Annotated in this window: 15 protein-coding genes; 11 read left to right on the top strand and 4 right to left on the bottom strand. The window is 63.8% G+C overall.

Translation table 11 applies throughout. The features are described 5' to 3' along the window. Positions 1-62: 62 nt before the first annotated feature. The 4 genes from PVZ80_RS27225 to PVZ80_RS27210 form a co-directional block, all read right to left on the bottom strand. Complete coding sequence (locus tag PVZ80_RS27225; RefSeq protein ID WP_007925756.1) at positions 63-581, bottom strand: Hcp family type VI secretion system effector; 519 nt, start codon at positions 579-581, stop codon at positions 63-65. 312 nt (positions 582-893) lie between these two features. Further along, positions 894-2,123, bottom strand: coding sequence for a CynX/NimT family MFS transporter (locus PVZ80_RS27220; RefSeq protein ID WP_273864823.1), 1,230 nt, complete (start codon positions 2,121-2,123; stop codon positions 894-896). Next, positions 2,110-2,571 (bottom strand): nucleoside deaminase, encoded by a 462-nt coding sequence (locus PVZ80_RS27215; RefSeq protein ID WP_009046416.1) that lies wholly within the window; start codon positions 2,569-2,571, stop codon positions 2,110-2,112. Before PVZ80_RS27215 ends, PVZ80_RS27220 begins: the two co-directional genes overlap by 14 nt. A gap of 21 nt (positions 2,572-2,592) precedes the next feature. Next, positions 2,593-3,252, bottom strand: a complete 660-nt coding sequence (locus PVZ80_RS27210) for an ankyrin repeat domain-containing protein (protein WP_273864822.1) — start codon at positions 3,250-3,252, stop codon at positions 2,593-2,595. 109 nt (positions 3,253-3,361) lie between these two features. On the opposite strand from PVZ80_RS27210, the gene PVZ80_RS27205 reads away from it, so the two are divergent. The 11 genes from PVZ80_RS27205 (at position 3,362) to PVZ80_RS27155 (ending at position 13,231) form a co-directional block, all read left to right on the top strand. Continuing rightward, on the top strand, positions 3,362-4,219 hold the full coding sequence (locus PVZ80_RS27205) for a LysR family transcriptional regulator (protein WP_009046418.1): 858 nt from the start codon (positions 3,362-3,364) through the stop codon (positions 4,217-4,219). 387 nt (positions 4,220-4,606) lie between these two features. Beyond that, positions 4,607-5,434: an energy transducer TonB gene (locus PVZ80_RS27200; protein ID WP_273864821.1), complete on the top strand. Its 828-nt coding sequence runs from the start codon at positions 4,607-4,609 to the stop codon at positions 5,432-5,434. A 63-nt stretch (positions 5,435-5,497) separates the two neighbouring features. Further along, positions 5,498-6,223, top strand: coding sequence for a MotA/TolQ/ExbB proton channel family protein (locus PVZ80_RS27195; RefSeq protein WP_009046420.1), 726 nt, complete (start codon positions 5,498-5,500; stop codon positions 6,221-6,223). A gap of 1 nt (position 6,224) precedes the next feature. Beyond that, a complete protein-coding gene (locus tag PVZ80_RS27190; RefSeq protein ID WP_009041659.1) occupies positions 6,225-6,626 on the top strand; it encodes an ExbD/TolR family protein in 402 nt (133 codons plus the stop codon). Positions 6,627-6,977: 351 nt separating this feature from the next. Further along, on the top strand, positions 6,978-7,559 hold the full coding sequence (locus PVZ80_RS27185; protein ID WP_009046421.1) for an alpha/beta hydrolase: 582 nt from the start codon (positions 6,978-6,980) through the stop codon (positions 7,557-7,559). Between the two features lie 56 nt (positions 7,560-7,615). Further along, on the top strand, positions 7,616-8,548 hold the full coding sequence (locus PVZ80_RS27180; RefSeq protein ID WP_016702536.1) for a sigma 54-interacting transcriptional regulator: 933 nt from the start codon (positions 7,616-7,618) through the stop codon (positions 8,546-8,548). A 362-nt stretch (positions 8,549-8,910) separates the two neighbouring features. Beyond that, positions 8,911-9,693 carry a MetQ/NlpA family ABC transporter substrate-binding protein gene (locus PVZ80_RS27175; RefSeq protein ID WP_009046423.1) on the top strand — a complete coding sequence of 261 codons (783 nt, stop codon included), beginning with the start codon at positions 8,911-8,913 and terminating at the stop codon, positions 9,691-9,693. Positions 9,694-10,268: 575 nt separating this feature from the next. After that, on the top strand, positions 10,269-10,934 hold the full coding sequence (locus PVZ80_RS27170; RefSeq protein WP_009046424.1) for an amino acid ABC transporter permease: 666 nt from the start codon (positions 10,269-10,271) through the stop codon (positions 10,932-10,934). Next, positions 10,915-11,574 (top strand): amino acid ABC transporter permease, encoded by a 660-nt coding sequence (locus PVZ80_RS27165; protein ID WP_038630355.1) that lies wholly within the window; start codon positions 10,915-10,917, stop codon positions 11,572-11,574. The genes PVZ80_RS27170 and PVZ80_RS27165 overlap by 20 nt, the downstream gene beginning before the upstream one ends. After that, complete coding sequence (locus PVZ80_RS27160; RefSeq protein WP_009046426.1) at positions 11,571-12,353, top strand: amino acid ABC transporter ATP-binding protein; 783 nt, start codon at positions 11,571-11,573, stop codon at positions 12,351-12,353. The genes PVZ80_RS27165 and PVZ80_RS27160 overlap by 4 nt, the downstream gene beginning before the upstream one ends. Continuing rightward, complete coding sequence (locus PVZ80_RS27155; RefSeq protein ID WP_273864820.1) at positions 12,350-13,231, top strand: transporter substrate-binding domain-containing protein; 882 nt, start codon at positions 12,350-12,352, stop codon at positions 13,229-13,231. Before PVZ80_RS27160 ends, PVZ80_RS27155 begins: the two co-directional genes overlap by 4 nt. Positions 13,232-13,240: the final 9 nt, after the last annotated feature.

Genomic DNA, 13,240 nt, shown 5'->3' with positions numbered 1-13,240 from the left:
TTATGGCGTAAACAACATCGACCAGCAGAGCTGGCCGATGTTGGTGTAACGGTCGGCCGGACTTAGCCCGCGACCGGGGAACGCCAGTCGTCGGAACCGGAAGTACCGGAGACTTCGTGGGTCCAGGTGATTTTGCGGTAGGTGAAGTGCACGTCTTCCAGGTGGGTGAAGTGCGAGTTCGATGGGTCCTGGCAGTTGTGCATGTAGTCTTTGATGTCGACGATGATCGCGTCTTCCAGGGTGGTGGTGTAGTAGTGCTCCTGGGTGCCGGCAGCGGAGGTGCGGTACCACTGGATTTCGATCTTGGTCAGGCGCTCACCGGAGGTCAGGGCAGCCAGCAGCAGTGGCGAAGCCTTGTCGAATACCTTGGTGATGACCACAGGTTTGTGAACGCGCTGGCCGGTTGGCTGGCCGGACTGCGGGTCACGCGGGATGATCACTTCGTGCTGGAAGCCCTGAACCATGACCTGGTCTTCGTGGCCTTCCTGGTAGGTGTTGCCAACGGAGTCAGCGGTGAAGGCACCGGCGGTGATCAGGCCTTGTTTGGTGCCGGTGATGGACATATACGCTGGTGTAGCCATGGATGCTCTCCTTGCTAAAAAATAAAGGTGCCCGGTGGGACGAATCGCCCGGTTGGGTGCCGAGGTAGATATCAAGGAGCGTGCCAGGAGCGGGAAGTGCCTTATGGATCAAGGGCTTCAGGTGATTTTTGAGATCGGTGAAAGTATTTCCCGGGCGAAAGCCGCTGAAAGTGCGCAACTTCTTGCGCAGTGCTGTGCAAGAAGTTGCGCACTCGGCTATGAGCCACGTTCTATCAGACCTTTGAGTATCTACTCACAGAGTTATCCACAGCCAGGTGCGCAAGAAGTTGCGCATGATGGCCATGGGCCTTGTCAGGCAGAGGTCGAGGGGCTTCCCGTGGGTATCGCTTGTGGCGCCACGTTTGTCGACTGCGACTCGCGGTAGCTGGAGGGGCTGAATACCCGGGTCAGCACCAGCATGCCCAGCACGGTCAGGATCAGTACCCACCAGGCGCTGACAAAGCTGCCGGTGAGTTCCCGCAGCCAGCCGGTCAGCCACGGCGACACGGCGTTGATCAGGAACCCTACCCCTTGCACGAAGGCCGCCAGTTGCCCGGCTTCCCGTGGGTCGCGACGGTGGTCGAGGGTGAGGATCAGGCTCAGGGCGAAGCAGGCGCCGAGGCCGAAGCCGATCAACGCCACCCACAGCTGCGGGGCCTGCAGCGGCCACAACAGCAGGCCGCCGAAGCCCAGGGCCTGGGCGCTCAGGCTGATGGCGAGCAATGGTCGGCGGTCGTTCTGGCGCTGCGCCAGGGCGGGCATCAACAGCGCGGCAATGACCTGGAAGATGGTCATGAACGCCAGCAGCGAACCGCTCTGGGTCGCGCTCCAGCCCAACTGCAGGTAATAGGCCGGCAGCCAGGCGACCATGCTCATGTAGCCGCAGTTGATCAGGCCGAAGTACAGCGCCAGCAACCAGGCCCGGCGGTTGCGCCACAGGCTGATGGAGGGGGCGTTGAGGCGCTGCCCCGGCCCGGCGAACGGCAGCAGCCACCACAACAGCAGGGCCGCCAGCGCCGGCAGCAGCCACACGCCGAGCCCGGCCTGCCAATGGGCGAAGTGCGTGGCGACATGCGGGCTGAGCAGCGCCGCGAGGCCGCCACCGCCCATCAGCGAAGCCGAATAGATGCCCATGGCCAAGGCCACCCGCTGCTGGAACTGGCGCTTGATCAGCGCCGGCACCAGCGCCTGGATCAAGGCCACGCCGGCACCGCCGAGCAGGGCGGTGGCGAGCAGCGCGCCGGCCTGGTCGCAGAGCAAGCGCGCCAGGCAGGCGCAGAGGATCATCAACAGGCCGAGGGCGACGCCACGCCGTTCTCCCAGGCGGGCTTCCAGGCGCACCCCGAGCAAGGCCACCAGGCCCATGCAGACCACCGGCAGGCTGGTGAGCCAGGCACTGCTCTGGAAGCTCATGCCGGTGGCGCCACGAATCTCCATCAGCAGCGGGCTGATGGAACTGATGATCGGCCGCAGGTTGAGCCCCAGGGCGATCAGCAGGGCCCAGCCGCCGAGGCGGCGCAGGCGCGACTCAGCGAGCGGCATGGCGGACCTGCCAGTCGCGGTAGATCTGGTTCATCGCCGCTTGTGGCAGGTGTTGCACCGGCAAGCGTTGGGCCGCCAGGGGCTGGGCCAGTTGTTCGTAGATCGCTGCCGTGGACAGGCCGAAGGGCGCGGCGCTGGCGTTGTCCGCGGCGAACACCGCGCGCGCCACACCGCACAGGTACATGGCGCTCAAACACATGGGGCAGGGCTGGCCGCTGGCATAGATCACGCAGCCGTCCAGGCGCGGGCCGAGCCGCTGGCTGGCGACCCGGATGGCCAACAGTTCGGCGTGGGCGGTGGGGTCCTGGCTCAGGTGGATCTGATTGACCGTCTCGGCCAGCACCTGGCCGTCGCGCACCAGCACCGCGCCAAACGGCCGGCCGCCGGCCGCGACGTTTTGCCGGGCCAGTTCGACGGCGCGTTGCAGGTAATCCTGATCGTCTTTCATGGGGGCTCCTTAAGGCATAAATCAGGACGCGCCAGCGTCCCGCAGCAGTTTGGCGATGGTGGTCTGGCCGCGTTTTTCCGCCTGTTGCAGAGGGCTCAGGCCATCGTTGTCCGGCAGGTTCAGGTCGGCGCCGGCGGCGATCAGCTGGGCGACAATCTGTTGGTGTGCCGGGCCGCCATCGGCCAGCACTATGGCTTCCATCAGGCAGGTCCAGCCCAGGCGATTGACGTGGTCGAGGTCGACGCCGGCCTCGATCAGCAGGCGCACGGTGTCGACATGCCCGCGCTCGCAGGCCGGGATCAGCGCGGTGCCGCCGTAGCGGTTGGTGCTTTTCAGGTCGGCGCCGTGGGCCAGGGTCAGTTGCAGGATGGCATTGCGTCCGCTGGCGCCGGCCAGCAGGTAAGGGCTGTCGTGGATCAGGTTCTTCTGGTTGACGTCGGCGCCGGCCTCGATCAGCGCCCGGGCGATCTCGACCTGGTTGGCGGCGGTGGCCAGCAGCAACGGGCTGCTGCCATCCAGGCCGCGCACATTGACGTCCGCGCCTTGCCGAAGCAGCGCCTGGACCTTGGGCAACTGCCCGTCGCGGACTGCTTCGAGCAGCTGGTTATCCTTTGCCATCACCACCCCCACCATGAACAGACAGATCGCCAGGACAGCGTGTTTGCAAGACAGGTAACGCATGGCGTCAGGCTCCCTGCGCAGTCAATGAACGCCGAGTATGGTCAGGCCCTGATGTATTCTGAAATTAAATATAACCATGCCAATCAGTGGCATTGAGAATGGTGCTGCCATGTTCGATCCTGTGCTGCTGCGCAGCTTTGTCGCTGTCGTCGACTGCGCCAACTTCACCCGCGCCGCCGAGCGCCTGCACCTCACCCAGTCCACCGTCAGCCAGCAGGTGCGGCGGCTGGAGGAGAGCCTGGACTGCCAGTTGCTCGATCGCGACCAGCGCCGGGTGGTGGCCACCGCCGAGGGCGAGCGCCTGCTGGGCTATGCGCGGCGCATCCTGGCCCTCAACGAAGAAGCCAGCGATGTCTTGCTGCACCAGCAGAGCGAAGGCGTGCTGCGCCTTGGGGTGCCGGAAGACTTCGCCGCCGAGCGGTTGATGCCGTTGTTGTCGCGCTTCGGCCAGGACCATCCCGGCGTGCGCCTGGAGGTCACCAGCGGGCTGGGCCCGGAATTGACCCGCCTCTATCGACGCGGCGAATTCGACCTGTTGCTGGTCAAGCAGATGGGCGCCAGCGACGACTGCCTGGCGTCTTGGCCGGAACCCCTGTGCTGGGTCGACAGCCGCGCCACCCCGGCCTTCGGCCGCGATCCGTTGCCGCTGGTGGCCTTCCCGGTGGGTGGGCTGTATCGCCATGAAATGCTCCACCACCTTGAAGTCGGCGGTTGGCGCTGGCGCATCGGTTACTCCAGCGCCAGCCTGGCCAGCGTCTGCTCGGCGGTGGCCGCAGGCTTGGGCATCAGCCTGCTGCCGGTGCGGGTGGTGGCCGCCGGGCACCGCGTGCTCGATGCAGCCAGCGGCTTGCCGGACATCCAGGGCGTGTGCCTGGCGCTGTACGGCCGCAGCGGCTTGAGCCGCGCTGGCAAGGCCCTGGAGAGCCAGTTGCTGGCGCTGTGCGAGAGCCAGGCACTGAAGGTCTGAACAACCCTGTCCAGGGTTCGCTTGAGCAGGCGCCTCTTGATTCGCTTTACCGGGGGCGCCTGATCCCTTGATCGACGTTCGGTCGGTCCCTTTTATTTCGCCACTGCTGTCGCTTCACCCCGGTTTTGCCGTGGCGATGCAATGCCCTTGGCGAATATTTTCAATGCTCGAAAAGCATGGCTTTTTGACTCCTTCCCTGCAGCCCTTGATCCGCGCGGCCTGGCGCGAGATGACGGCTTTAAGTATGCGATTTTGATCTATCCATAACTTTAAAGATTACTTTCGGAGATAAGTGTCTGGCGCCAATCATTCAGCCCTCGACGCTGCTCCGGGGGAGTTCGCAGGTGCGGGTCGGGTTATTCGCAAAAGACTGTAGGGAGTTAATCAATGGGCAATGTCCAGACCGCCGCCAGTGCACATGAGGTGCTGTGGCGCCAGGCGCCGAGCGGCGATTTGGTCGACCTCGGCCGGCCGCACCGCTTGCCGTTGGGCCAGTTGCGTCTGCAGAAGGCACCCAAGGCCGGGCTGCGGCGACGCGAGGCGATTGCGCTCGGGGTGATTGCCCTGCTGTTGCACGGTGCGGTGATCTACTGGATCAGCCAGAAGCCGACCCCGGTATTGCCGATCGTGCCGCCGGAAATTCCACCGATGACCATCGAGTTTTCCCGGCCGGCGCCGCCGGTGGTCGAGCCGCCGCCACCGCAGCCGGTACAACCGGTGGTGGAGCCACCACCGCCGGTGGAGGACGAACTGGCGGTCAAGCCGCCACCGCCCAAGCCGATTTCCAAACCCAAACTGCAGCCCAAGCCGAAACCGGTGCCCAAGCCTGAGCCCAAGCCGGCGCCGAAACCGGTCCAGCAACAGCCTGCGCCGCCACAACCGGCCGCGCCTGTCGCCGCTCCGGCACCGCCCGCGCCACCGGCCCCGGCGCCCGTGACCCCGGCTTCGGCGAATGCCGCGTACCTGAAGAACCCGGCGCCGGAATATCCGTCGCTGGCCCAGCGTCGCGGTTGGGAAGGCACGGTGCTGTTGCGGGTACATGTACTGGCCAGCGGCAAGCCCGGCGAGATTCAGATTCAGAAAAGCAGCGGTCGCCAGCAACTCGACGACGCGGCGTTATCGGCAGTCAAGCGCTGGAGCTTCGTGCCGGCCAAGCAGGGTGATGTCGCCCAGGACGGCTGGGTCAGCGTGCCCATCGATTTCAAGATTCATTGAGCCTGCGCCAGGCGCTATCGCGAGCACGCTCGCTCTTACAAGGGTTATACAGAGGGACACATCATGAGTTTATTGGCATCTCCACTCGAATCCATCGAAAGCGCGGTGATCTGGCTGCTGGTGGTGTTTTCCGTGGCCACCTGGGGCCTGGCCCTGCTCAAGGGCGCGCAGTTCGCCCGCCTCAAGGCCCAGGATCGCAAGTTCCACAAGCAGTTCTGGGCCGCCTCCAGCCTCGACTCGGCGGCCGAGCTCAGCGAAACCCAGCCCGGCGCCGCCGCTCGCGTGGCCCAGGCCGGCTACGCGGCGATCCAGGTCGGCGACACCGCGCACGCGGCGGACCTGAGCCAGGCGATCAATCATCAGGACCGCCTGGAGCGCGCCCTGCGCCAGCAGATCGTCCGTGAGCGGCGTTCGCTGGAAACCGGCTTGGCGGTGGTCGCCAGTATCGGCAGCACCTCGCCCTTCATCGGCCTGTTCGGCACCGTGTGGGGGATCATGGAAGCCTTGAAAGGCATCAGCGCGGCGGGCTCGGCGAGCCTGGAAACCGTGGCCGGGCCAATCGGTGCGGCACTGGTCGCCACCGGCGTGGGGATCGCCGTCGCGGTACCGGCGGTGCTGGTTTACAACTACTTCCTGCGGCGCCTGAAGCTGACCGCCGCCGACCTGGATGACTTCGCCCATGACTTCTACAGCCTGGCGCAGAAGAGTTCGTTCCGCGTGCTGATCCACCCGACCGCGCACAAGGCCGCGGCCCAGGGCAGCGCACAGAAAGTGAAGGAGGCGTCCTGACATGGCCTTCTCGACCCAGGACAGCGATGAGGTGCTGAGCGAGATCAACGTCACGCCGCTGGTGGACGTGATGCTGGTACTGCTGGTGGTGTTCATCGTCACCGCGCCGCTGCTGACCAACGCGATTCCGATCAACCTGCCCAAGACCGAGGCCGTGGCCCCGGTGGAGCAGAAGGACCCGCTGGTGGTGAGCATCGACGGCGCCGGCAAACTCTTTATCAACAAGGACGAGATCCAGCCGGATCTTTTGGAAACCAATCTTCAGGCGGCCAAGGCCAAGGACCCGGAAGTGCGCGTGCAGTTGCAGGCGGACGACGGCGTCAACTACGGCGAAGTGGCCCGTGCCATGGCCTCCATCGAGCGGGCCGGTATCACCAAGCTGTCGGTGATCACCGCGCGCTGACCCAGTGTTGTAAGCCACGACTTTTCAGGCCGTCTCCTTGGCAGGGTGCGGCCTTTTTTTTGCCTGCGATTTGGCTCAGGGCGCTGGCCTGGACGGACGCCATCGCGAGCAAGCTGCGCTCCTACAGGTTCGTGGCGCCCGCCGGCTTTTGTAGGAGCAGCCGGTCGACGCTCGATTGCCCGCGATGCAGGCCCCGCGGTCTGCCTGCCAGGCGCCTAGGGCTCGTACAGCCTGGGTACAGGTGACTCTTGATATTCTTTATAGGTCTTAATAAATAGCTTCTTATTCCTTAACGAATATAACTCTCGTCCCTATACTCGATCGGGAACAGACACGCAGGAGAGCTCCCCCATGCGCAACGAATCAATTCGCTACCTGATTGTGCCGGGCTGGCAAGGATCGCCAGAAGATCATTGGCAAAGCCACTGGCAGAACAGCCTGCCGAACAGTGCGCGGGTGGAGCAGGCCGACTGGCTGACACCCCGGCGCGAAGACTGGGTCGCGGCGCTGGCCGAGGCGATTGCCGCCGACAGCACGCCGGTGATCCTGATTGCCCACAGCCTGGGCTGCATCACCGTCGCGCACTGGGCCGCCCATGCGCCGGTCAGTGCCTTGCGCCAGGTGCGGGGGGCGTTGCTGGTGGCGCCGGCGGATGTCGAGCGTCCGGCCTGCGCGCCGGCGCTGCGCAATTTCGCGCCGATCCCCAGCGACCTGTTGCCGTTCCCGAGCCAGATTGTCAGCTCCGACAACGACAGTGCAATCAGCGCGCCGCGTGCCCTGGAACTGGCCCGCCACTGGGGCGCCGAGGCGGGGATCCTGTCCGGTGCCGGGCATATCAACGTCAAGTCCGGGCACCAGCGCTGGGAGCAGGGTTTCGCGTATCTCTACCGCCTGCAAAACCGCATGGAACAGCATTCCCTGCGCCGCGCCTGATTTTCTCTTTTTGTTAAACGCCCCCGCCTGCCAGCGGATTTGGGCGGGAGTCTGCCATGAGTCTGCATGAGTCTTTCGGTCAGCCGCTGCTGACCTTTCCCGATGCTGAAAAAAGCCCGTTGAGCATCCGCGCCAAGGCGCTGGTGTTCGTCGATCCCCGCTCGCGGCAGTTGCGCCAGGAGCTGGAACAGCTGGCGCCGCGGGCGATCTCGGTGTTGATCCGCGGTGAAACCGGCAGCGGCAAGGAGCTGCTGGCCCGGCATATCCACCGCGCCAGCGACCGCAGCGGCCTGTTCGTCTCGGTCAACTGCGGCGCCATCAGCCCGACCTACGCCGACGCCGAACTGTTCGGTTATGCCGGCGGTGCCTTCAGCGGTTCGGCCAGCAGCCGCGCCGGCTGGTTCGGCTCGGCCAACGGCGGCACCCTGTACCTGGACGAGATCGGCGACTTGCCGTTGCCGATCCAGATCAAGCTGCTCTCGGCCCTGGAAAATCATGAGGTGACCCGGGTCGGCGCCCATCAGCCGAGCCCGGTGGATGTGCGCCTGGTGGCGGCCACCAGCATCGACCTGGCTCAGGCGGTGGCGGCGGGCAAGTTCCATGAGCGGCTGTATCACTACCTGGGCGAGGGCCACCTGGAGCTGCCGGCGCTGCGCGAGCGGGTCGGCGACATCCTGTCGTTGGCCGAGTATTTCCTCGGCATCTACAGCCAGCGCCTGGACCTGCCGGTGCCGCTGATCAGCGAAGCCGCCCAGCAGGTGCTGGAGCAGCACAGCTGGCCGGGCAACACTCGCGAACTGGAGAACGTCATTCACTTTGCCCTGCTGGTCAGTAGTGGCGAGGAGATCCTGCCGGAGCACCTGAACCTGCCGCCGCAGCTGTCGCGGCTGGAGTTGGTGGACCAGCAATTGAAGGGCCTGATCGCGGACGGTTCCGCCGCCGAGTTGCAGGCGCTGAAGCATCTGCTCAAGCAACACGGCGTGATCTGAAGTCTCCTCCCATTCTGATCCGTGCAGCGGCCTGCTTTCTGTAGCCGCTGCCGCAGGCTGCGATCGGCTGCGTAGCGGCCGCCCATACGACTCTGCAATCCCTTTGAAAACGGCTTGAAAACCTGGCGAGCGCTGCGCGCTCGTTCGCAGCCTGCGGCAGCGGCTACAGGGGCTTGTGAAGTGCCCCGGGTGCGAGCTAGAGCGGTCTGATTCTGTATGAACAAAATGGAATATCAACGTGAATAAAAGATATTGTTAAGGCATAAAAAATCCCGGTATTGTCCGCTCCACGCCAGAGATAGCACTTCGCTGGCACCCTCATTACAAAAGCCGTCGTCACTGACGACTCATAAGGACACTGCATGAAAAAGGTTCTGTTGTTCACCGCACTGGCGGCTGCCCTGACTGCCGGTCTGGCCCAGGCTGGCGAGAAACTGGTAGTGGCGGCCACCCCTGTGCCGCACGCCGAGATCCTCGAGCTGATCAAGCCGACCCTGGCCAAGGAAGGTGTGGACCTGGAAATCAAAATCTTCACCGATTATGTGCAGCCGAACGTGCAGGTCGATCAGAAGCGTCTGGACGCCAACTACTTCCAGACCCTGCCGTACCTGAAGAGCTTCAACGAAGGCAAAGGCACTAACCTGGTGACCGTGATCGGCGTGCACGTCGAACCTTTCGGCGGCTACTCGAAGAAAGTCAAAACCCTGGCCGAGCTGAAAGACGGCGCGACCATCGCCATTCCGAACGAAGGCAGCAACAGCGGCCGGGCCCTGATCCTGTTGCAGAAGGCCGGCCTGATCGAACTCAAGGACCCGAAGAACGCCCTGGCGACCCCGAAAGACATCGCCAAGAACCCGCACAACTTCAAGTTCAAGGAACTGGAATCGGCCCTGCTGCCGCGCGTGCTGGACCAGGTCGACCTGGACATGATCAACACCAACTACGCCCTGGAAGCCGGCCTGAACCCGGCCAAGGATGCGCTGGTGATCGAGGGTGCCGATTCGCCGTACGTGAACTTCCTGGTGTCCCGCCCGGACAACAAGGACAGCGCCGCCATCCAGAAACTGGCCAAGGCCCTGACCAGCCCGCAAGTGAAGGAATTCATCGAGAAGAAATACAGCGGCGCAGTACTGCCGGCGTTCTGATGAACTACGCTTAAGTCGTACAAACCCCTTCAAGGTTTAAACGCCGATGGCTTCTACAGCGTCGGCGTTTTTTATTGCCCGCGTTACAGCGATATGCACCGGGTCTTCTGTAGGAGCGAAGCTTGCTCGCGATAGCGCCCTGCCGGCCAATACGAGACGCATCGACGAGCGCAATCGCGGGCAATCAACGATGAAGGGATTTTGCTCAGGAAGGCTTCATGGCCCGGCACAGGGCCTTCAGCCATTTGACGATGTCCTGCGGATCGAGGGGTTGCGGGGTATCGAGGTCGGTCATTGTTCTTATCGTCCTTGTGTGTCTGGCCCGTTGAGGTCGGGTGCCGGTTGTCCGTTCCATGGAGGAGGATCAGAAAGATCCCTGACGGCGTCGGAAAAGTAGCCGGCCCAGACGCACATGGCAAACCCCGCAGGTTAGTTTTTTGGGTGATATCAATATGCTTTAACGGTATTTAAATTATTTTTTTTATAGCTTTAAAGTCGACGCCTGCCGGGTGGTTTACCCACCGCCCAATGGACTGCACCACCGCCGCTGTACCCCAGTGGCGTCCAGGATTGCCATGACCCTCGACTACGCCTTTATCCTCAGTACGCTGCCGGCCTTCCTCAAGGCCGTGGGCGTGACCTTGCAGGTCGGCCTGATCGCCATCGCCACCTCCCTGCTGGTGGCCCTGATCAACGCCACGATCCTGGTGTTCCGCACCCCCTACCTGCAGCGCCTGATCGGGCTGTACGTGGAACTGGCGCGCAACACCCCTCTGCTGATCCAGCTGTTCTTCGTCTACTTCGCCCTGCCGGCGCTGGGGCTGAAGATTTCCGGGTTCGCGGCGGCGATCATCACCATGACCTTTCTCGGCGGCGCCTACCTCACCGAGGTGCTGCGCGCCGGCGTCGAAGCGGTGCCGACGGCCCAGCTGGAGTCGGGCCGCTCCATCGGCCTGTCGCACTGGCAGCTGTTGCGCCATGTGATCCTGCCGCAGGCCGGGATCCTCAGCCTGCCGTCGCTGTTCGCCAACTTCATCTTCCTGCTCAAGGAGACCACCGTGGTCTCGGCGGTGGCGGTGCCGGAGATTCTCTACACCACCAAGAGCTACATCGCCCTCTACTACAAGACCTACGAAATGCTCGCCGTGCTCACGCTGATCTGCGTGCTGCTGTTCTTGCCGCTGTCGCTGTTGCTCAGCCGTCTGGAAAGGAGGTTGCAGCATGGCCAGTTCGGGTCTTGAACTGCTCTGGGTGTCCTTGCCACAGCTGGGCAAGGGCGCCGCGCAGACCCTGTCGATCTCCCTGCTGAGCATCGCCTTCAGCACCGTTGGCGGCGTGCTCTACGGCGTGCTGCGGACCCTCGACCACAAATGGTTGAACGCCGTGCTGCGCCTCTACCTGGAGTTGTTCCGGGCGATCCCGGTGCTGGTCTGGTTGTACCTGTTGTTCTTCGGTTTCCCGATCTTCTTCGGCATCAGCATCCCCAGCTTCACCTGCGCGGTGCTGGTGCTGTCGCTGTGGGGCGCCAGCGAAGTCGGCGAGGTGGTGCGTGGCGCCCTGCATTCGCTGCCCCGTGGCCAGCGCGAGGCGGGGCTGTCGATCGGCCTGTCCGACCCGCAGCTGTACGGCTACGTGCTGCTGCCCCAGGCGCTGAAACGCATGACGCCGCCGACCATCAACGTCTATACGCGGATCATCAAGACCAGCTCGCTGGCGGTGCTGATCGGCGTGGTGGACGTGATCAAGGTCGGCCAGCAGATCATCGAGCGCACCTACGAGTCGGTGCTGATCTACGGCGCCCTGTTCCTGTTTTTCTTCTTTATCTGCTACCCGCTGTCGGCCGCCTCGCGTGTGCTGGAGCGGCGCTGGACGCAAGCATGAGCGCACTGATCGAGTTCCAGGGTTTCAACAAGTTTTTCGGCGAGCAGCAGGTGCTCAAGGACATCGACCTCAAGGTCGCCCAGGGCGAAGTGGTGGTGATTCTCGGTCCCAGCGGCTGCGGCAAGTCCACCTTGCTGCGCTGCCTCAACGGCCTGGAAAAGGCCCACGGCGGCCACCTGAGATTCGCCGGCCGCGAGCTGCTGGACAAGGCCACCGACTGGCGCCAGGTGCGCCAGGACATCGGCATGGTGTTCCAGAGTTATCACCTGTTCCCGCACATGAGCGTGCTCGACAACATCCTGCTCGGCCCGCTCAAGGTGCAGAAGCGCGACCGTCGCGAAGCCCGCGCCCAGGCCGAGGCGCTGCTGGAACGGGTGGGCCTTCTGGACAAGCGCGATGCCTTCCCGCGCCAGCTCTCCGGCGGCCAGCAGCAACGCATCGCCATCGTCCGTTCGTTGTGCATGAACCCGCAGGTGATGCTGTTCGACGAGGTCACCGCGGCGCTGGACCCGGAGATGGTCAAGGAAGTGCTGCAAGTGATCCAGGGCCTGGCCCGGGACGGCATGACCCTGCTGATCGTTACCCATGAAATGGCCTTCGCCCGCGCAGTGGCCGACCGCATCGTGTTCATGGATGCCGGGCGCATCCTCGAACAGCACCCTCCCGAGACCTTCTTTACGAACCCGCGGACCGCACGAGCGCAGCAGTTCCTGGAGAAATTCTCCTTCGTTGAAGCATTGCCAAAAAAAGCACCTACAAAGGAACTGGAGCTCTTATGAAAACTGCCAAGTCTTCGCTACTGCTACTCCCGCTGTTCGGCCTCGCGCTGCTGGCCGGCTGCGATAAAACCACCGAGGCGCCCAAGCCTGCAGCCAGCGCCAGCGCTGCCCCGGCGACCGGTTACCTGGACAAGATCAAGGCCCGCGACAAGCTGATCGTCGGCGTATTCACCGACAAGCCGCCGTTCGGTTTCGTCGATGAGACTGGCCGTTACGTGGGCTTCGATACCGATATCGGCCGGCAATTCGCCAAGGACCTGCTGGGCGACGAGAACAAGGTGGAGTTCGTCGCGGTGGAGCCGGCCAGCCGCATTCCGTTCCTGCAGAGCGACAAGGTCGACCTGATCCTGGCCAACATGACCGTCACCCCGGAGCGCAAGGAAGCGGTGGAGTTCACCAACCCCAACCTCAAGGTTGCGGTGCAGGCTTTGGTGCCTGACGGCAGCGAAGTGAAGAACCTGGATGACCTGGCGAGCCGCACCACCATCGTCACCACCGGCACCACCGCCGATATCTGGCTGACCAAGAACCACCCGGACTGGAAACTGCTGAAGTTCGAGAAGAACTCCGAGTCCCTGCAAGCCCTGGCCAACGGCCGCGGCGATGCCTATGCCCAGGACAACCTGATCCTGTTCAGCTGGTCCAAGCAGAACCCGGGCTACCGCGTACTGCCGCAGACCCTGGGGGAACAGGCACCAATCGCGCCGGCGGTGAAGAAGGGCAATATCGAGTTGCGTGACTGGGTCAACGCCGAGCTGGCCAAGCTGGGCGAGGACAAGTACCTGCTCAAGCTCTACGACCAGTACGTGCGCAAGGAACTGAGCGACGAAACCCAGCCGGAAAGCGTGATTGTCGAAGGGGGCAAGTGGCAGGGGTGATTCGGTCTG

It is taken from the genome of Pseudomonas sp. B3G-3 (assembly GCF_028640915.1).
GTDB classification, from domain to species: Bacteria; Pseudomonadota; Gammaproteobacteria; order Pseudomonadales; family Pseudomonadaceae; genus Aquipseudomonas; species Aquipseudomonas chlororaphis_I.
The sequence above is the reverse complement of the archived record's forward strand: the minus strand, read 5'-3'. Positions and strand labels throughout refer to the sequence as shown.